Source organism: Bacteroidota bacterium (assembly GCA_016714535.1).
GTDB lineage: Bacteria > Bacteroidota > Bacteroidia > AKYH767-A > OLB10 > JADKFV01.
In genome coordinates, this window is sequence record JADKDR010000002.1 from 66,020 (window position 1) to 85,982 (window position 19,963).

16 protein-coding genes and 1 tRNA gene are annotated in these 19,963 nt (G+C 39.0%); 8 read left to right on the top strand and 9 right to left on the bottom strand.

Annotated elements, in window-relative coordinates; translation table 11 throughout:
• The first annotated feature begins 2 nt into the window (after positions 1-2).
• From IPO27_03585 to IPO27_03615, 7 genes are all read left to right on the top strand, one after another.
• Positions 3-2,054, top strand: a complete 2,052-nt coding sequence (locus tag IPO27_03585) for a PKD domain-containing protein (protein MBK8845679.1) — start codon at positions 3-5, stop codon at positions 2,052-2,054.
• A gap of 12 nt (positions 2,055-2,066) precedes the next feature.
• Positions 2,067-4,103, top strand: a complete 2,037-nt coding sequence (locus IPO27_03590; protein MBK8845680.1) for a T9SS type A sorting domain-containing protein — start codon at positions 2,067-2,069, stop codon at positions 4,101-4,103.
• 11 nt (positions 4,104-4,114) lie between these two features.
• Positions 4,115-6,145 carry a hypothetical protein gene (locus IPO27_03595; protein MBK8845681.1) on the top strand — a complete coding sequence of 677 codons (2,031 nt, stop codon included), beginning with the start codon at positions 4,115-4,117 and terminating at the stop codon, positions 6,143-6,145.
• A 113-nt stretch (positions 6,146-6,258) separates the two neighbouring features.
• Entirely contained in the window at positions 6,259-8,280 is a 2,022-nt protein-coding gene (locus IPO27_03600) for a PKD domain-containing protein (GenBank protein MBK8845682.1), read from the top strand.
• Complete coding sequence (locus IPO27_03605; protein MBK8845683.1) at positions 8,201-8,407, top strand: T9SS type A sorting domain-containing protein; 207 nt, start codon at positions 8,201-8,203, stop codon at positions 8,405-8,407. Before IPO27_03600 ends, IPO27_03605 begins: the two co-directional genes overlap by 80 nt.
• Before the next feature lie 149 nt (positions 8,408-8,556).
• Complete coding sequence (locus tag IPO27_03610; GenBank protein MBK8845684.1) at positions 8,557-9,060, top strand: biotin/lipoyl-binding protein; 504 nt, start codon at positions 8,557-8,559, stop codon at positions 9,058-9,060.
• Between the two features lie 33 nt (positions 9,061-9,093).
• Positions 9,094-11,163: a tungsten formylmethanofuran dehydrogenase gene (locus tag IPO27_03615; GenBank protein MBK8845685.1), complete on the top strand. Its 2,070-nt coding sequence runs from the start codon at positions 9,094-9,096 to the stop codon at positions 11,161-11,163.
• Positions 11,164-11,171: 8 nt separating this feature from the next.
• Here the strand turns inward: IPO27_03615 and IPO27_03620 are convergent, their stop codons facing one another.
• The 7 genes from IPO27_03620 to IPO27_03650 form a co-directional block, all read right to left on the bottom strand.
• Positions 11,172-11,594, bottom strand: a complete 423-nt coding sequence (locus tag IPO27_03620) for a CAP domain-containing protein (protein MBK8845686.1) — start codon at positions 11,592-11,594, stop codon at positions 11,172-11,174.
• Between the two features lie 260 nt (positions 11,595-11,854).
• The gene (locus IPO27_03625) at positions 11,855-12,892 is read right to left on the bottom strand and encodes an asparaginase (GenBank protein MBK8845687.1); all 1,038 of its coding nucleotides are present in this window, start codon (positions 12,890-12,892) and stop codon (positions 11,855-11,857) included.
• A 69-nt stretch (positions 12,893-12,961) separates the two neighbouring features.
• On the bottom strand, positions 12,962-13,852 hold the full coding sequence (gene atpG / locus IPO27_03630; protein ID MBK8845688.1) for an ATP synthase F1 subunit gamma: 891 nt from the start codon (positions 13,850-13,852) through the stop codon (positions 12,962-12,964).
• Between the two features lie 383 nt (positions 13,853-14,235).
• A tRNA-Arg gene (locus IPO27_03635) sits at positions 14,236-14,307 on the bottom strand.
• A 682-nt stretch (positions 14,308-14,989) separates the two neighbouring features.
• Complete coding sequence (locus tag IPO27_03640) at positions 14,990-15,469, bottom strand: sterol desaturase family protein (GenBank protein ID MBK8845689.1); 480 nt, start codon at positions 15,467-15,469, stop codon at positions 14,990-14,992.
• Positions 15,470-15,543: 74 nt separating this feature from the next.
• On the bottom strand, positions 15,544-16,077 hold the full coding sequence (locus IPO27_03645; GenBank protein ID MBK8845690.1) for a YceI family protein: 534 nt from the start codon (positions 16,075-16,077) through the stop codon (positions 15,544-15,546).
• 26 nt (positions 16,078-16,103) lie between these two features.
• The gene (locus IPO27_03650; GenBank protein MBK8845691.1) at positions 16,104-16,814 is read right to left on the bottom strand and encodes a pirin family protein; all 711 of its coding nucleotides are present in this window, start codon (positions 16,812-16,814) and stop codon (positions 16,104-16,106) included.
• Between the two features lie 180 nt (positions 16,815-16,994).
• Here IPO27_03650 and IPO27_03655 point away from each other — a divergent pair, with 180 nt between their 5' ends.
• Entirely contained in the window at positions 16,995-17,315 is a 321-nt protein-coding gene (locus tag IPO27_03655; protein ID MBK8845692.1) for an RNA-binding protein, read from the top strand.
• A gap of 77 nt (positions 17,316-17,392) precedes the next feature.
• On the opposite strand, the gene galE is transcribed toward IPO27_03655, so the two are convergent.
• Entirely contained in the window at positions 17,393-18,415 is a 1,023-nt protein-coding gene (galE, locus tag IPO27_03660; GenBank protein ID MBK8845693.1) for a UDP-glucose 4-epimerase GalE, read from the bottom strand.
• A 1,001-nt stretch (positions 18,416-19,416) separates the two neighbouring features.
• On the bottom strand, positions 19,417-19,821 hold the full coding sequence (locus tag IPO27_03665; protein ID MBK8845694.1) for a hypothetical protein: 405 nt from the start codon (positions 19,819-19,821) through the stop codon (positions 19,417-19,419).
• Positions 19,822-19,963: the final 142 nt, after the last annotated feature.

The following is a 19,963-nucleotide window of genomic DNA, read 5'->3' on the forward strand; positions in this document are numbered from 1 at the left end:
GTATGAAAACTAGATTCACTCTTGCACTGATTTTATTAGTGCAAATTACTAATGCGCAATATGAAACAACCAAATGGTACTTCAGCAATAACTCGGCACTTGATTTTATAAGCGGAACTCCGGTGGCATTAACAAACAACGCCATGAATCAATACGAAGGCAGCTCAAGCATTGCCGATCAGCAGGGTAATCTGTTGTTTTATACAGATGGTGTTACGGCATGGAATGCTAACCATCAGGGAATGCTCAATGGCAGCGGCATGTTTGGTAGTAATACTACTAACCAATCGGCTCTTATTGTGCCCGACCCGGCCAATACCAATCAATATTATATTTTTTCCAACTCTACCGTTTCAATTTATTACTCCATTGTAGACATGACACTGAACGGAGGCCTTGGCGATGTTACCGCTACCAAAAATGTGTTACTTGTTTCGGGTATTACAGAAAAACTAGCTGCGGTAAAACATGCTAATGGCACGGATTATTGGATAATGACTCATGGTAGTAACAACAATACGTTTATTGCATTTTTGCTGACTTCGGCAGGTGTAAACAATGTGCCTGTTAACTCTAGTGTAGGAATCATTGATGCTTCAGTTGGCCAAATGCATTTTTCGCCCAATGGAAAGCATGTTGCCTTTACCACATTAGGTGGAGCTTCAACAGCAAGTGTTTGCGATTTCGATAATCTTACTGGTATTGTTTCAAATGCTACCAATGTGCCTATCAGTACCCAAATATATGGATGTGGATTTTCGCCTAACAGCCGCTTTTTTTATCATATACAAAATCCAACACCCGGTGCGGTATATCAATATGATTTAGATGCTGGTAATTCGGCTGCCATCATTGCATCACAAGTTAATCTTGGTCCGGGCCCTAACCAATACAATCTTGGGCAAATGCAAATTGGATATGATAAGAAATTATACATTGCACTGGATGGGAATACTCAATTGGGAGTTATTAATTATCCCGATTCGCTTGGAGCAGCTTGTGGATATTCGCTTTCAGGACCATCACTAGGCGGCAAAACCTGTGGGCTTGGTTTACCTAATTTTGTAGCCAGTTATTTTACTCAACAAGCGCTAATTAATAATTTTTGCTTTGGCGATACAACCACATTTGTAGCTTCGGATAGTTTGGCACTTGCCGCCATAGCATGGGATTTTGGTGACCCAAGTACAGGGCCATTAAATCTGAGCTATAGTTTTTCAACCAGCCATGTGTTTTCGTCACCAGGCAATTATACGGTTCAAATGGTAGTGGTTTATCTCAACACAGTAATTGATACATTAACTTTTGATGTGGAGATTAAATTATGCAATGCAGTGGTTGCAAACCTTGCCTCAAGCGACACATTATTTTGCGATAAAAACTGTATCGACTTTTTCGATCAGTCGCAATTTAATCCCACTTCCTGGCAATGGACATTTACTGGTGCATCACCATCTTCATCTACCGATCAAAATCCAACTAATATCTGCTATAACAATTATGGAAGTTTTGATGTGTCGCTTATTGCCTGCAATGCTGCAGGTTGCGATACGGTTACTTTCCCTAGTTTTATTGTAGAGTTTCAATTGCCAGCGGCACCCGTAATTACCTTAACCGGCAATGTGCTTAGTTGTACGCCAGCATTTAGTTATCAATGGTACATTGTAGGCGATACCACTGTGTATAGTATATCACAATCGTTTACTCCTACCGTTAACGGAAATTATTATGTTCTCATTAATGATAGTAACGGATGTCAGGCGCCAAGTAATGTTATCGGGTTTTTTTCCTCCACACCCGAGCTTGTTGTAAACAATATTTATTTCATATACCCCAATCCGGCAAATGATTACTTTATAATAGAAAGCAAAACCCAAGTTAAGCAGAATGTGCAAGTGGAAATTTATGATGCCTTAGCAAGATTGGTATATAGCGAAATTTTTGTTGGAACTAAGAAGCGTATAGTAACCAAAAATTTGTCACCTGGATATTATACGTTGTTAACCAGAAGCATGGATATGATAAGTTATTCACGATTGGTAATTTCAAACTAAAATATTTTAATCATGAAAAAATCTGGTGCCCTTCTATTATTAATGCTTGTTTTTGCTGTATGTATAGTGCACGCCCAAAAGCAATACAATCAGTGGTTTTTTGGAATGGGTTGCGGAGTTGATTTTAATTCCGGTACTCCCACATTTATGAATGGTTCACTTTTAACTGATGAAGGTTGTGCCACCTGGTGTGATGTTAACGGACAGGTTTTAATTTATACCAATGGGGTTAGCGTTTATAATAAAAATCATGCGCTGATGCCAAATGGCACTGGACTAAACTCAAGTGTAAGCAGCACCGAAGGTGCTATCATAGTACCATTGCCTGGCTCGGCAAGTATTTTTTATATTTTCACAACGTTTTCAGAAGGCATGTATTCCATTGTCGATCTATCGCTTAATGGTGGTAACGGAGACGTTACGGTGAAAAACACGTTGTTGCAAAGTAATACTAACGAACGTTTGAGCTATTGTAAACATGCCAATGGAGTAGATTATTGGATAATGTTTCATGGAGATAATACAAGCACCTTTTATGCATTTTTGCTTACAAGTGCCGGTGTAAGTTCTGCGCCAGTTACATCAACAGTGGGAGTGGTTCAATCAACCTTTCTTGGCTATATGAAATTTAATGCACAGGCCTCCAAGGTGGCATGTGCACTCCATTATCAAAATACAATAGAACTTTTTGATTTTGATAATGCAACAGGAATGGTAACCAACCCGGTATTATTTCCGGCCAATTACCCGAATATTTACGGATTAGAATTTTCACTTTCAGGTAAGTATATGTACATAAGTTATGGTTTGCAAAATGGAGTAATTAAACAATTTAATATTTCATCCGGTTTGCTATCGGCAATTCTTGCCAGCGAATATCAGGTTGGTACCATATCATCGCTTGCTTGCGGTGCTTTGCAAATGGGCCCCGATCGAAAAATATACAATAGCAGTTGGGGTAACTATTATCTGAGTTGTATTAATAATCCGGAAGATTCGGGAGTTGCTTGTAATTTTGTTTTACAACAAGTACCCATATCGTTAAGTGTTACAGCAGGTTTGCCAAACTGCCTTTCTTCTGCTTTTGGATTTGCTGAGTTTGATAAACTTTGTTATGGTGACACCGCCTTGCTTATGATTCAGGATAGCGGTTTATTTGCTGCTGTAGCATGGGATTTTGATGATCCAACAACAGTACCACTCAATGTTAGTTATGACTTTTCTACATCTCATGTTTTTTCTGCACCCGGTATGTATAAGGTGCAATTGGTGTTGGTGAGTTTAAATGCTTCCGTTGATACTTTTTATTATGACATCGAAATAGAAACTTGCAATCAGGTGGTTGCTGCATTGGCATCAAGCGACACATTATTTTGCGATAAAAACTGTATCGACTTTTTCGATCAGTCGCAATTTAATCCCACCTCTTGGCAGTGGACATTTACTGGAGCATCGCCCGCTGCATCTACCGATCAGAATCCAATTGGAATTTGTTATAACAATTATGGAAGTTTTGACGTGACTCTGATAGCTTGCAATGCCGCAGGTTGCGACACTGTTCTCATGCCTAATTTCATTACCGAGTTTCAGTTGCCAGCGGCACCTGTAATTACCTTGACAGGAAATATACTAAGTTCAACACCTGCATTCAGCTATCAATGGTTTGTTGTTGGCGATACAACCATTTATAGCACATCACAATCTTTTACTCCCACTGTTAACGGCAATTATTATGTTCTTATAAATGATAGTAATGGTTGTCAGAGTCCTAGTAACGTAGTTGGTTTTTATACCGGCATTCATTCATCTGATGACCACAGTATTTCGATTTTTCCGAATCCGTTTAATGAATATATTACTGTTAGCGATAATCAAAACCGCATGTTAACCTATACCATATACGATGTTGCAGGTAAGCAATTGCAACGTGGTAGCGGGCACAGCCTGATACTAATTGATGCGCGGAAATTGGCGCCAGGATATTATACCATTGTCATTATATCTCCAGACAAAACCAAAAGGATACCTCTTGTAAAATCTCAAAATTAAAATTCACAGCAATGAAGAAAGCATTACTAATAGTTTATTGTATTATCATCGTGCTGCAAGGGCAAGCGCAGAAATCTTATAACCAGTGGTTTTTTGGGTCTAATTGCGGACTCGATTTTAATTCAGGTGCCGCAATGAGTATTGGCTATGGGGCATTAAATAGTTCCGAAGGGGTTGCTACCTGGTGCGACAGCAACGGCAAAGTCAGAATATATACGGATGGATTAACTGTTTACGATAGCAGCCATGCAGCCATGCCAAATGGAAATGGACTTGGCGGTGGCGCATCATCAAGTCAGTCGGCTATCATTGTTCCAAAACCTGGTAGCCAAACTATGTTTTATGTTTTTACTGTAGATGGTGATGGCAGCTATTCAGAACTCGATTTGAGTTTGAATAATGGGAAAGGAGATATTACTATAAAGAATGTGTCTTTGCAAACTAATCTTACCGAAAAATTATGTGCCCTAAAACATGCTAACGGAGTTGACTATTGGGTATTGTATCATGGTTTTAATAACAGTGATTACTATGCTTATTTGGTAACTAGTATTGGTGTTTCTACCAACGCAATCATATCGTCTGTAGGGTTATCGCACTCAAACCAAATTGGATACATGAAAGCTAACAGACAAGGAACCAAATTGGCATGTGCTATCCGTTACATGGATACGTATGAGCTGTGTGATTTTGACAATGCCACCGGCATAGTTAGCAATCCTATTCCTTTTCCGGCAATCTATCCACATTCATATGGCGTGGAATTTTCTCTTGATGGAAAATATTTGTATGTATCAAGAGGATTAGCTGCCGGAGAGATTCGTCAGTTTGATATTTCGAGCGGAGTTGCAGCCACTATTTTTGCATCCGATTATCTGGTAGGCTCAGTAAACTCATCTACTTGTGGTGCTCTCCAAATGGGGCCTGACAAAAAAATATACAACTGTGGTTGGGGAAATAATTATTTAAGCTGCATAAACAATCCGGAGAATGGGGGTGCTGCCTGCAATTTTGTATTACAACAAACCACATTGAGCAATGTGGCAAATGGTGGCTTGCCCAATATTATCTTCGGCTTTTTGCAAGTGGCAACTATTCAGAATTTTTGCCTGGGCGATACTACTACATTCCTCATTGCTGATAGTTCAGGATTTGCAGGTGTTTCATGGGACTTTGGTGATCCCGGGTCGGGTCCATTAAACAACAGCTACAATTATGACGCCTCCCATTACTATTCGTCACCTGGTACTTACAACGTGCAGTTAGTAACGGTGTCCTTATCAGCTGCAGTTGATACACAATATTATCAGGTCGAAATTGTACCATGTGGTAGTGTTGTGGCGGCATTTGCTTCAAGCGATACGTTATTTTGCGATAAAAACTGCATCGATTTTTTCGATCAGTCGCAGTTTAACCCAACTACCTGGCAGTGGACATTTACAGGTGCATCGCCAGCAACATCAACCGATCAGAATCCAACAGGGATTTGTTATAATAACTTTGGCTCTTTTGATGTAACACTTATTGCTTGCAGCATCAATGGGTGTGATACGATTGTGATTCCTAATTTTATTACAGAGTTCCAACTTCCAACAGCACCGGTAATTACAATGCAGGGCACTACCTTAACGTCCACACCGGCATTTACATACCAATGGTATATTGTAGGTGATACTACCGTGTATTCAACAGCACAAACGTTTACACCTACCGTTAACGGAAATTATTATGTACTAATAAGCGATAGCAATGGCTGCCAGGTACCAAGCAATGTAGTTGGTTTTTACGCTAGCACTAGCAATGTTATTGTGCAAGGTATTACCTTAAGCGCATCTCCAAATGGTGAAACCATTTTCATAGAAAATAAATTTCAACGTGAAGTAACATACTCCCTATATGATGTTACCGGTAGAATTGTGATTCGTGGAAAATCAACCAGATCGGAATTAATAAACTGCATCATGCTTCCAAAAGGATATTATACATTGTCAGCAATATGTGAAGGAGTGCCAATGCAAAAGTCAATAGTAAAATCATTTTAAGTGCTTAAAAATATGAATAGAAAAACATTTGTATTCTTGTTGTTGCTCCTGGTCATTCAATTTGGCTATGGGCAAAAAATTTCAATCAATGGTTCTTTGGCCTTGGTTCGGGATTGGATTTTAATTCGGGTACTGCTACCTATTTAGGAGGAAGTATTAACACTGAAGAAGGAGTTTCAACCTGGTGTGATGACAATGGTCAGGTATTAATTTATACCGATGGTTCATATGTGTATGACAAGAATCATACGGCCATGCCCAATGGCACAGGATTAATGGGAGGGCCTTCTTCTACCCAATCGGCTCTAATCATTCCTGCACCTGGGAACCCTAACTTGTTTTTTGTTTTTACAACCATGAGTATCGGATCTTACTCTACTGTTGATTTAACTTTAAATGGTGGTAATGGCGATGTGGTAGTAAAGAATTCTTTTCTGCTTAATAATGTTACCGAAAAACTGTGCGGTTGCCGACATGCTAATGGGGTTGATTATTGGGTGCTTTATCATGGGCTTGGTAATAACACCACCTATGCATACTTGCTAACAGCGGCCGGAGTATCGGGTGCACCTGTAGTTTCTAACACCGGCCTTTTACATAATGATGCAATCGGGCAAATGAAATTTAACAGACAAGCTACTAAATTGGCAACTGCTATGTTGTTTATGAATCAATATGAACTTTTAGATTTTGACAATAGTACTGGAGTGGTAAGCAATCCTATTCCTTTTCCAGCAACCTATCCGTATCCTTATGGTATCGAGTTTTCGCTTGATGGCAAATATATGTACACCGCCCACGGGCTTGGTACAGGAGAGATACATCAGTTTGATATTTCTAGTGGAAATGCTGCTGCCATTTTTGCCAGTGATTATTTAGTTGGTACAGTACCTGCTGCTGAGCTTGCAAGTTTACAAATGGGACCAGATAAAAAAATATATAGTGTAGGTTGGTATAATTTTTTTATCAGTTGTATTAATAACCCTGAGAATGGTGGTGCTGCGTGCAACTTTGTTCAACAACAAATTATTACTCCAACTGGTGTAAATGGTGGATTACCAAATATTGTTTATTCTCTTTTAAGTGCAGCCACCATAAAGAATTTCTGCTTCAACGATACTACCCAGTTCTTAATTAGTGATAGTAATTCTTATGCCGGGGTGTCGTGGAATTTTGATGACCCATCTTCCGGATTATTAAACAGTAGTTATTCATTTAATACCGGTCATGTATTTACCGCACCGGGCAACTACAATGTGCAAGTGGTTACGGTATCATTATCAGCAGCAGTCGATACACAATATTATCAGGTAGTAATCAATGCACCCCCTGCGCCCAATTTGGGCGCAGATAGCACCCTTTGTATCGGCCAATCGTACACGCTAAACCCCGGAACATTTTCCTCTTATGTATGGAGTAATGGAAGTACAGCATCTACGCTGGCTGCCACAACAAACGGTACTTTCGCGGTGATGGTAGAGAATACTGAAGGTTGTAAAGCCTCCGATTCGGTCAACCTTAATTTTATTCCATGCGCAAGTGTAGTCATCAATATTTCGGCAAATGATTCTGTATTCTGCGATAAAAACTGTATTAATTTTACTGACCTTACACAGAATAATCCTTATTCCTGGATGTGGTATTTTACCGGTGCTTCGCCCGCAACCTCCACCGATCAAAATCCTGTAAATATTTGTTACAATACATACGGTGTGTTTAATGTAACCCTGGTTGCATGCAATCTGATAGGGTGCGATTCGGTTGTCTTTCCTGCCTTTATTACTGAATTCCAGTTGCCGCAGGCACCTGTTGCCACATTAAGTGGAAATACGTTAAGCTCAACTACTGCTTTTAGCTACCAATGGTTTATTGTGGGCGACACTACCGTTTATAGCAATGCGCAATCGTTTACACCAACCGTTAACGGCAGCTACTATGTACTTATTAGCGACAGCAATGGTTTGTCAGGTACCAAGCAATGTTGTTGGATTTTACTTGTCTCATCAGGAGTTGGTGAACGAAACTTTTGCAGTTGCACCCAATCCTGTAAACGATATGTTTACAGCTACATTCTCAGAATTTATTCACGATGCAAAAATTTCCATTACCGATATTGCAGGAAGGTTGGTCTTTGAAAATATGTTTTCGGGCAATAAATTAATTATTGATGCCTCCATACTTTCCTCTGGAAGTTATTCGGTTGTAGTTTTTAATAGTAACAAAGTGTACCACAGTCGTTTCGAAAAAATTGATACGAATTGATTCTTTTAGCTTGGCACATTGCCTTAAACATCTTATAAAAAACAGTTGATCAAGCTATTAAAAAGGCTAACGTCTTGTTCGACTATTTTCTAAAATCATCTTGATACATAGTTGCCTAATGTGTAACATTGCAACTAAATTTTCATAAAATGCAAAAGGCAGAAGTTAATGAAAAGAAAACACTTTCATTATTGAAAGGCGAAGGAAATGAATGGATCATCGATAATGAAAAAGTTGTTCTTGATAAAGTAGTTGTTGCAAAAAACAAATGGCATGTGCTAAAAAATAATCGAGTGTATAGTGTTGAGTTGGTTAGCATTGATAAGGGATCTCGAAATGCTATTATAAAAGTTAATGCAACCATTTATACTGTTTCTATTAAAGATAAATTTGATGAATTGCTGCACGATTTGGGAATGGATGCAGCCATAAAGCCCAAGCTGAATGACATAAAAGCACCCATGCCGGGCTTAGTAGTTCAGGTATTGGTTAAGGAAGGCGATGAGTTGCTAAAAGGCGATACATTGTTGGTATTAGAAGCAATGAAAATGGAAAATGCCATTAAAGCCCCTGCAGATATGAAAGTAAAATCTATAAAAATCAGCAAGGGACAAAAGGTTGAAAAGGGCGAAGTATTAATATTGGTAAATTAATTTTTTCAAAAGCAAATTTTCAAAAAAAGTCAAATGCTTACTCAACACAAGCGAAAGAATAAAATAGAAGATCATACACTTTTGCGCGCATACGAATTAATATGCACAGCAAAAGCAATGACCGAGATTTACGAGGCCAATGCATCGTTTACAAGCAAGTATGTGCATGCTACTTCGCGAGGCCACGAAGCTTTTCAGATTGCACTGGGATTACAACTAAAACCGATAGACTATTTATCTGCTTATTACCGTGACGATAGTATTTTGCTTTCGATAGGCATGGAGCCATACGAACTTATGTTGCAATTGATGGCCAAACGTGATGATCCGTTCAGTGGTGGTCGTACTTATTATTCGCATCCTTCGCTTCGTAGAGAGGGAATGCCGGTAATACCTCATCAGAGCAGCGCAACAGGTATGCAAGCCATACCTACCACAGGCATTGCAATGGGTATACAATATGCACAGCAAATGCAATTGATGCCCGATGAGGTAAGACCTGTAGCCGTATGTTCTCTGGGTGATGCTTCGGTTACCGAAGGTGAAGTGAGCGAAGCCTTTCAAATGGCAGTGCTGCGAGGGTTGCCTATTTTATATTTTATTCAGGATAATGGATGGGATATAAGTGCCACTGCTGCCGAAATAAGAGCTATGGACGCTAATGAATATGCCGAAGGGTTTAAAGGCTTAAAAGTGTATTCCATTGATGGAACTGATTTTTCGTTGTGTTATAATACCTTGCACGAAACATTGGCCTATATTCGTAAAGAAGGAAAACCAGTAATGGTGCATGCAAAAGTGCCTTTGCTTAATCACCATACAAGCGGTGTACGCAAGGAGTGGTACCGTGATGATTTGGAAGAAGCTTCTGCGCGAGACCCCTATCCGCTTCTGCGCAATCTTTTATTGCAAATGGGCATGGATGAAAGCGAGCTAATCATTATTGAAAATGATGTGCGTACTAAGGTGTCAGCAGATTTTGAGCGTGCACGCAATGCCCAGGACCCTCTCCCCGAAGATTTATTTTTACATGAATTTGCTCCCACTCCTGTTACCGAAGAAAGAGGAGTACGCGAACCGGTAGGGAAAGAAAAAACTGTAATGGTTGACAGCGCTTTGTTTGCCATTCAGGAACTGATGGCAAAACACCCCGAGTGCTTATTGTATGGTCAGGATGTTGGCCGCAGGCTTGGAGGCGTATTTCGCGAGGCGGCTACTCTTGCTCAAAAGTTTGGTGACCACAGAGTTTTTAATACCCCTATACAGGAAGCATTTATTATTGGAAGCACCGTGGGGATGAGCGCTGTTGGGTTACGGCCCATTGTTGAGGTGCAATTTGCTGATTATATTTGGCCAGGACTTAATCAATTATTTACCGAAGTAAGCCGAAGCTGTTACCTCACAGTTGGAAAGTTTCCGGTAAGTTGTATTGTCCGTGTGCCCATTGGTGCCTATGGCAGCGGAGGTCCTTATCATAGTAGCAGTGTAGAAAGTGTGCTCACCAACATAAAAGGTATAAAGGTTTTATATCCAAGTACCGGAGCCGATTTAAAGGGATTGCTAAAGGCTGCCTACTACGACCCCAACCCTGTAGTAATATTAGAACACAAAGGATTGTACTGGAGTAAAATAAAGGGTACCGAAGAGGCTAAAACAATTGAACCCGATGAAGATTATATCATTCCAATTGGGAAAGCGCGAATGGTGCAGGAAGCCGATTCGAATTCGACAACTAATACGGTTACCGTTATTACTTACGGCATGGGTGTTTATTGGGCGCGAAATGCAAGTAAGGAGTTTGCTGAAAAAGTAGAAATTATTGACCTGCGCTCACTATATCCGTTGGATGAGCAAGCTATTTTTCAATCAGTAAAAAAACATAACCGTTGCTTGGTAGTTACCGAAGAGCCATACAACAATAGTTTTGCACAGGCGCTATGTGGACGTATACAGCAACAGTGCTTTCAAGATCTTGATGCACCTGTTATGGTTATTGGAAGCGAAAATTTGCCAGCCATTCCTCTTAACGCTATCCTCGAGCAAACCATGGTGCCCAATACAGATAAAGTAAGGGCAATGATTGAGCGCGTGCTGCAATATTAATTCACTTATTATTTCTTTTTATTTCCTCCATACACTTGCACAGCATACAAGGCTTGCTCTTTATAAGAAAAAGCAATTGCAATTCCGGAATGAGTAAATTCTTTTTCAGTTAAATTTTTAAAGTGTTCTGCAGAGTGCTTCCACATCTTTACCAGATCATCAGCCACTTCTTCGTAAGTAAAGTTAGTGTGTGGTTTGCCATAATTACTTTTAGTTAATTTTCCGATATAGGTAAAGGCAATATTTTCTCCTACTGTTCCAAATGCGGCCTTGTAAAATACCGCCCTATCAAAAGGGTCATACAACTGACGGCTACCAGCTTGAAAGTGCGTTAGCGTGCCCTGCTGCATAACATAGTTTACATGATTGGTTGCCGCTTTTTGTAAATTACTATCCGGGTTAAGTGCAACAGTTTTATGATGTATGCGCACGCTGTCTGTTTTTGATTGTATTAAAAAAACGAAGAGAGAGTCGTTTATTGCATCTATCTCAATCCGAGTTGATGAACTTTGTGAATACGAAAATTGGGAGACAAGTAAACACAACACGAATATGAAAAAGGATTTATTGAACTTTGTATCTATAGATTTCATATTTCTACAAACGGCTTTGGGAAAGGGAAATTTTATAAGCAGTAAAAAAAAGCAATTAGAGCAGCCGGATATTTATAGTATTTATAACAAAACTAAAACTAACGAAGATCCATTTCGCCCCTAAGCGAAATTTCCATTTGCAACGCTACTTGTTTTGACTCAAGGCCTTTAGAAAATAAATACATTAACTTGGCAAGTGCTGCTTCGGTTGTAAGGTCATGGCCATTGATTACACCCAATTGATGCAAGCGATAACTGCCGGCATATTTGCCCGGTTCTACAGCGCCTCCTATGCATTGCGAAACATTAACTACCACCATATTTTTCGCAATGGCATCGGATACAAATTCTTCAAAACGTTTATCGGTTGGAGCATTACCAGCACCAAACGTTTCGAGTAAGATGGCTTTTGGTAAGCTTGCATTATTTTGAGCATTGAGGCAAGCCATCATGAATTCGAGGTTCATGGATGGATGTATTTTAATCAACCAAACAGGTATATGTAACAATGGCTGTATACGTAGCGATTGTGTTGGTATTGCCAAAAACAACTCAGGATGAAATTCTATTTCAGTGCCGGCATCGGCAAGTGCAGGAAAATTTTCAGACCTGAACGCATAGAATCGTGATGAAGTAAATTTTTCGCAACGATTGCCACGAAGGAGTAAATCGTCAAAGCAAATGCATACTTCGTTAAGAGCAATATTTTTTTGAATGAGTTGACAGGCAATTTCAACGGTAGTTATTAGGTTGTTACGTGCATCGGTACGCACAGCGCCAATGGGCAATTGCGAGCCGGTTAACAGCACTGGTACGTGTTTCCCTTCCAGCATAAAACTCAAGGCCGAAGCGGTATAGGCCATAGTATCTGTACCATGCAAAATTATGATTGCACCATAATTAATTTGGTTGTCATAAATGGTTTGCGCCAGTTGATTCCATAAAGTAGTGGTAACATCGCTGCTGTCAATTAGTGGGTGATAGCTGATAAAATCAATAGCACACGAAAATGATTTTAGCTCAGGTATGCGATCTTCTATTTTTCCAAAGTCAAATGGAACCAGGCTCCCGGTATCTTTATCGTGCACCATGCCTATGGTGCCCCCGGTGTATACAATTAATATGTTAGAAGGCATAGCGGTATAATGTGTTGATGGTGTCAATCAAACATAAAATTTGCATCGCTATTAAATAATGGAATTTAATTAACCTTTTAAGGCTTCGGCACCTGCAACAATTTCAAGAATTTCATTTGTAATGCTTGCCTGACGTGCTTTATTATAAGTAATGCGTAAGTCGCGAAGAAGTTCTTGTGCGTTGTCGGTAGCCTTACTCATAGCGGTCATACGTGCACCATGCTCACTGGCTTGCGAATCTAAAAGTGCTTTGAACAATTGTGTTTTTACTGCACGTGGTATCAGGTCATTTACTATTTCCTCTTTGCCTGGATTATAGATATAATCAGATGATGTTTTCGATTTTGCTTTGGCACCCACAATTGCGGTTGCAGTAACTGGTAATAATTGTTCATTTTGTACATTCTGTACGGCAGCATTTTTAAACTGATTGTAAACCAGTACTACTTTGTCAAAAGTACCATCGGCAAATTGTTTCATTATTGACTCGGCAATTGGTGCTACTACATCAAATTTTAAAGAATTGTAAACTTCATTATGGTGGCCGGCAAAACTGGCCGGTTTCTTATTAAAAAAGTCTGAAGCTTTTTTACCGATTGCTAAAATTTTTACCTGACCTGCATTTGCCTGAGTAGCGTATTCGTGATTTAATAATCGGTTCACTGTACGGATGACGTTGGCATTGAAACCACCACACAACCCACGGTTGCTATTAATAGCAACTATCAATACCTTTTCTACTTTGCGTTCCTTAGCATATTGGCCACCAGCATTTCCGTCTAAGGAGCCGCTCACATTTTCCATAATGTCGCGGAGTTTATTTGCATATGGACGCATTTGAATGATTGCATCTTGAGCTCTGCGTAATTTTGCTGCGCTTACCATTTTCATAGCTTTGGTAATTTGCTGCGTACTCGATACCGATGTTATCCTTAATCGTATTTCTTTAAGATTTGCCATTGCTCTGTGATGCTGATTTTTTCAGGGCGCGAAGGTAAAAAAGAAAGTAAGAGTAGCAATAGCACTCCTTAACTTATTTGCTTTTATAATAAAATAGCACAATGAGTTGAAAACAATGACAATACTGATTGCTAATCAAACTATTGTATTGAAAACGGAAGATATCGAAATCGTTAAATCAGGTTGGATTTTAGTACCCATGCCCGTTAAATTTTGAAAAAATAGGGAGGGCTTAATATTTTTATAAATTCGATATAGTTGGTCTGTTATCAAGCGGATTACTTTTGAAGCAAGTAAGAGCATAAGAATAACTATAATTGGAAGAGTTATTGGGAAGGCCACCAAGTCAAAATACTTGGTAAAAAGAGGGTGCAAATAAGTAGTAGCTTCGACAGGAATCGAACCTGTATCAAGGGCTTCGGAAACCCCTATACTATCCATTGTACTACGAAGCCGGAAAAATGCCTTCAGGCATTTGCATTTTTTAAGCGCTCAAAAATAGTAATGTTCATTAATAGCATCAGCATGCTGTAAAAGAAATCTTCTGCAGGAATAGCGCCTGCCCGAATGCCACAGTTTTCTGTATTGCTTTAAATCAATACTGGCATAGCCGTTAACAATCCAGTTACAATGGCAAAGGGAATGCACGAAACCAAAAAGCTAAAATAAAACCTGCCTTTAATAAAAATTGATTAATACTCAGCACAATGCCAAGCAGTATAAAGGTAGTTCATGTGTAATAGCGGTCGTGATATGGTGCAATCATCAATACACACAGAGCCAACGTTGCGTTGGTGATTTGTTTGCCATAATTATGAATAAAAATTTTAGGAATTAAATACTTGAGTGGTTCATGTGTAAATATGCATGCAAATAGAATAAAGATAAAAAACATCCACACCTCAAAAGGTAAGTTGTCCAACGTATAGCCTAATGCGAGTTGTAATTGAATTTCCAGATTCCAATTTGAGTAAACAAGCCAAAAAGTCCCAAATCAAAAAGAGTACCGCGGTTAAAACAAGCGCAGTGGCAAGAATTTTTCAGTTTTATTAAAACCGAGTCGTTTATCAAAGCTAAATAAAAAAGGCACCGTTACACTGCCAACGTTAAAGGCAAGGTATAACCACTTCATTAGCGTTAGTTTTTTTCAAACAAATTATTGGAAGTTGGTTTCATTGCTTCGACAAAGTATCTGAAGGGCACAAATAACATTCCGAAACACTCACCCTCTTCCTTGCCTAAATGCTTGTGATGCACCTTGTGTGCCTTACGCAATCCGCGTGCATACCAGGAAGAAGAATTTCGTAAAAAGCGAAAACGTTGATGTATAAAAATATCGTGCACAAGGAAATAAGCAAGACCATATAGCATGATGCCCAAACCAATATAAAACCACCATGTAAAGCCAGCATTGGCTCCTGTAAGAATGAGTAAAAAACTTGGTATGGCAAAAATCAGAAAGAAGGCATCGTTTTTTTCAAAAAAACCTTCGTGTGGCTGATGATGATCGCGATGTAAATACCATAAAAAGCCATGCATTACAAATTTATGAGTGCACCATGTTACAGCTTCCATTATGGCAAAGGTGAGTAAGCAAATTCCAATTCCTATTAACATTCAGTTTCTGATTTTTAGTTGGTAACAACTTGCAATCTTTAAAGTTTGCTTTGTTGCTATGTTGTGTTTGATAACTATTGTTTCACTAGTTGTATTTCGCAACTAACACGTATGTCATCGCTCACTAGTACCCCTCCGGTTTCGAGTGCCTGATTCCACACAAGTCCAAAATCGTTGCGGCTAAATTTGCCGTTGATTGTGAAACCTGCCTTGGCATTACCCCAGGGGTCATGCAACACACCCCCAAATTCAACATCAAGTTTAACAGGTTTGGTAATATTTCGTATGGTCAAATCTCCATACAATTCATACGAGCCATCATTATCAATACTCTCGTATTTGGTTGCTTTAAAGGTAATGTTAGGGTAGTTGGCACAATCAAGAAAGTCGGCCGACTTAATGTGTTCGTCCCTTTGTCCATTGCTGGTACTTATGCTGTCGCTCTTTGCACTAAATGAAATCATGGCATGCATAAAATCTTCGTTTTCAGTTTCTATTGCCGAGTCGTAATTCAAAAATTCGCCAGAAACATAAGTAAGCATCAGGTGCTTTACCTTAAAACCAACAGTGCTGTGCGCATGGTCTATTATCCATTTTGACTTTGACATATTCTATCTTTTTTAAACTTAATTAATTACACTTGCATAGGCACTTCAATTAGCAGTACCATCGATTTTTCGGTTGCAAGTATGTCAATTTTTTCTTCTTTTTCAATGGATAGTGCGTCTCGTCTTGCTAAAATTTGTTTTTCAACTGTGCATGCCCCCTCTATTAAAAAAATAAAAATTCCATTTTTAGCCTGATTGAGCGAGTAGGTGATTTCTTTATCCTTTTCGAGGAAAGCAATTGAAAACCATGCCTCCTGATTAATCCAGGTATCTCCTGCCCCTTTGTCCAAAGGCGAAACAAGGCACTGCCACTTATTTAATTTTCCTATATCATACGTGCGTTGGGAGTAGCGTGGCGAAACATTACGCACATTGGGATACAGCCAAATTTGTAAAAGTTTTACCGGATCGGTTTTGCTATGATTAAATTCACTGTGTAATATGCCTGTTCCGGCACTCATAACCTGAATTTCGCCTTTGCGAATTAGGCCGGTATTGCCAAGACTATCGGTGTGACTTAAGGCTCCCTCTAATGGAATGGTGATAATTTCCATGTTATCATGAGGGTGCATGCCAAAACCTCCCCCTGCGGCAACTATGTCGTCATTAAGTACACGTAATACCCCAAAATGCATGCGCTTTGGGTTGTGATAACCGGCAAAACTAAAGGAATAGCGAGCATTGAGCCAATCTAATTCCATACTGCCTCGGGTGTTAGATTTTATTAATGAAATCATAAATTATTGGATATATTTAGGAACAGAATTTTCTTATTAAGCCATGGTAAGGGACTATCTATTACTTAATTAGCCAAATTTACCGGATAAAAACGCACTGATAATATTTAAAATTTATTTTTTTTATAAATTTATTATCACGTTATTCGTAGCGTTTTAATAATTTATATACTTTATCAAATGAACATTTATGTAGGTAACCTTGAATATAAGGTTAAGGACAGCGATTTAGAGGAAACATTCCGCTCTTATGGCGAAGTTTCTTCTGTAAGAATTGTGTCCGACAAATTCTCTGGCAGAAGCAAAGGCTACGGCTTTGTAGAAATGCCCAATGATGCAGAAGCAAGTAACGCTTTAAATGCATTGAATGGCAAAGAAATTAATGGCCGTGCCATTACCGTTTCTGAGGCTCGCCCTCGTACAGAAGGCGGTGGCGGTGGCGGAGGTGGCGAAAGAAGAAGTAACTTCAGACGCGGCCCTCGTAACAACGACAACTATTAAGATGTAAAGAACTTCGTTGCCCTAATCCAGATTAATCATCTGGATTTTTTTTTGCCCTTTGCTGAGCCAATTTCCGCTTAAAGGCCTTTTTCTTTAAGCTTTTGCTCCCATGCCCAGGCACTTTTTACCATATCCTCAAGGTTTAGCTCTGCTTTCCATCCCAGTTCTTCATTTGCCAACTTAGTATCAGCAAATACCTTTACCACATCTCCAGCCCTGCGTGCAGCTATGGTGTAATTCAGCTTTTCACCAGTCATTTTTTCAAATGCTGCAACCATTTCTACAACGCTTATACCATTGCCGGTACCAATATTAAACACTTCGTAGTCCGTTTTGTTTTTGTTGTGTATCATACGTTCTATGGCAACTACATGTGCCCGCGCAAGGTCAACTACATGTATATAATCCCTGATGCATGATCCATCAGGTGTATCATAGTCATTTCCGAAAATATTGAAACCCGCCAATTTACCAATGGCTGTTTGGGTTATGATGGGCATCAGGTTGTTTGGCCTGCCAAGCGGATACTCGCCTATAAGGGCAGAGTCGTGCGCCCCAACCGGATTAAAGTACCTTAAGGCAATAGCTTTGTTATGGCATGCCCGGCTTGTATCGCGTATAATGTCTTCACTCATTTTTTTGGTATTTCCATAAGGCGATTCGGCAGGTTTAATGGGGGCTTTTTCATCAACCGGCAAATAGTCGGGCTCGCCATATACGGTACACGAAGAAGAGAAAACTAAGTGAATAGGGTGTGGGCTGGCCACACATTGATCTAATAGATTTAGCAACGATACAATGTTGTTGCGATAATACATTAATGGTTTTTCTACCGATTCGCCCACCGCTTTGTGCGCGGCAAAATGTACCATAGCATGAATGGTATGCTGCTGAAAAAAATCGGAGATTTTTTCTTTTTGGCAAATATCAAATTCGTAAAAATAAGGTCTTATTCCGGTTACTTCCGTTATGGCATCAACAACTTCGGGACGCGAATTGCTGAGATTGTCTATAATAAAAACATTGAAACCTTTTTTTTGTAACTCAACTACGGTATGCGATCCTATAAAGCCTGTGCCTCCTGTAACTAATACGTTCATTTTTGCAAGTCATTTTATTATCAATGCGCGAATATGCATGGATAAAACATAATTGCAAGTTACTTGGTGTAAAACAATTGACCATACTCATGACACCAACATTTGGTTTTTTATTTTGGTGACTATGAATTCCTAACTTTTTTAACTCATTAAAAAAGCCTTACGGGGCTTAGATGGATAACCGACCTTACGGGGTCGGACAAGTTAGGGTTAGGTTAATGATTGGTTGCGTTACTTTGGTAAAGCCGTATTTCTTTTTTTTTCTAAAACAGTATTTAATTACTGATACAAATGTATTGCGAGGCAATGCGCTATAAAAGATGGCAAACCCCTGTTTTAAAAAAACAGGGGAAAACCCTTGGTACTGTATTTAGTTGAACAGATGTTTGTTTTTTGTAAACCGACCTAAATGATTTTTCTTTTTCATAATGAAAAAGATTAATGAATAGAAGGTGGCAGATAACTTGCCTTTATATTAGCGGTGCCAGATATTAAGATAGAAGAAAAACATGAATAGTAATATGCTAAATTGGTGAAGAATTAACCCCCAACCCCAACTGGGGGCTTACCAATGCTCGGCTGGCATTATCTTAATTGTGAAATGTCTAGCTGAAAAAGAAAATCGAGATTTTTGAATTTCGTTTTAGTAATGAAATTATCTTAAATAAAATAACCAATGCATCAAAAGAAATAGAAAAAACAAATTCCATTACAAACAAAAACTAAATGATACGAAAAACCCAGCGCAGTATAGGTTGCCCCCATGTGGGGGTTGGGGGTGTATTGGCTGAGCAATGGTGATTTGAAAAGTTTAATCAAATTATCGTAGTCGATATAAAATATATCTTTGATAAATAAAAAAATGGATGAAAAATGCACAAAAAAACTACAAGCGTGTACGCTTTTGTGAGTACGGAACTATTAGTTAGATAAATAAATAATAAATCTAACAAGCATGATTAAACGCCAAAGAAAAGATTTAACGCATAAAGCTTCTTGGTTTAATTAGTCTTATACTTTTTATATAAGTGATACACTTCGAAAGCTGTAAAAATCAAATACAGTAAGAAAAATTTAATAATAAATCCTTGGGCTGACTGTGGTAATGCCATGCTAAACAAAACAAGAACAGCCAACATGATAAATAATTTAATGGTAGTTCCTGCAAGGTAATAGCGAACAAATGCTTTAGGGTCTCCATCTGAACTATAAAATAATCCTCCATAGAACCCAACTCCCATCAAATAAAAGAACACCACCAACACCCAAGGGTGTGGTGTATGCCAATGGGCAGGTTCCACTGCCTGAAGTGTGTAAACTATGGCAAGCCCCAGGGCTGCAATTATTGCCAATTGTTTGGCAAATTTTAATACATCTTCCATGTACCACTCATTTAAGTTGTGCAAAGATGCACCGAAATTTTACGAATACTAGTTACCGCATCACATTAACTTGACATGGTATCAAAATTGGAATAATCAATAACCTTATTACCCTATTGAATTGAGAGCAATTTTTTGCCTTCCATTTACACAGTAGTTAAACCAA

Excerpts from the sequence above, each read along its gene's own strand:
- IPO27_03585 (MBK8845679.1), top strand. The coding sequence starts at position 3 with ATGAAAACTAGATTCACTCTTGCACTGATTTTATTAGTGCAAATTACT.
- IPO27_03590 (MBK8845680.1), top strand. The coding sequence starts at position 2,067 with ATGAAAAAATCTGGTGCCCTTCTATTATTAATGCTTGTTTTTGCTGTA.
- IPO27_03595 (MBK8845681.1), top strand. The coding sequence starts at position 4,115 with ATGAAGAAAGCATTACTAATAGTTTATTGTATTATCATCGTGCTGCAA.
- IPO27_03605 (MBK8845683.1), top strand. The coding sequence starts at position 8,201 with ATGTTTACAGCTACATTCTCAGAATTTATTCACGATGCAAAAATTTCC.
- IPO27_03610 (MBK8845684.1), top strand. The coding sequence starts at position 8,557 with ATGCAAAAGGCAGAAGTTAATGAAAAGAAAACACTTTCATTATTGAAA.
- IPO27_03615 (MBK8845685.1), top strand. The coding sequence starts at position 9,094 with ATGCTTACTCAACACAAGCGAAAGAATAAAATAGAAGATCATACACTT.
- IPO27_03625 (MBK8845687.1), bottom strand. The coding sequence starts at position 12,892 with ATGCCTTCTAACATATTAATTGTATACACCGGGGGCACCATAGGCATG.
- atpG (MBK8845688.1), bottom strand. The coding sequence starts at position 13,852 with ATGGCAAATCTTAAAGAAATACGATTAAGGATAACATCGGTATCGAGT.
- IPO27_03640 (MBK8845689.1), bottom strand. The coding sequence starts at position 15,469 with ATGTTAATAGGAATTGGAATTTGCTTACTCACCTTTGCCATAATGGAA.
- IPO27_03645 (MBK8845690.1), bottom strand. The coding sequence starts at position 16,077 with ATGTCAAAGTCAAAATGGATAATAGACCATGCGCACAGCACTGTTGGT.
- IPO27_03650 (MBK8845691.1), bottom strand. The coding sequence starts at position 16,814 with ATGATTTCATTAATAAAATCTAACACCCGAGGCAGTATGGAATTAGAT.
- IPO27_03655 (MBK8845692.1), top strand. The coding sequence starts at position 16,995 with ATGAACATTTATGTAGGTAACCTTGAATATAAGGTTAAGGACAGCGAT.
- galE (MBK8845693.1), bottom strand. The coding sequence starts at position 18,415 with ATGAACGTATTAGTTACAGGAGGCACAGGCTTTATAGGATCGCATACC.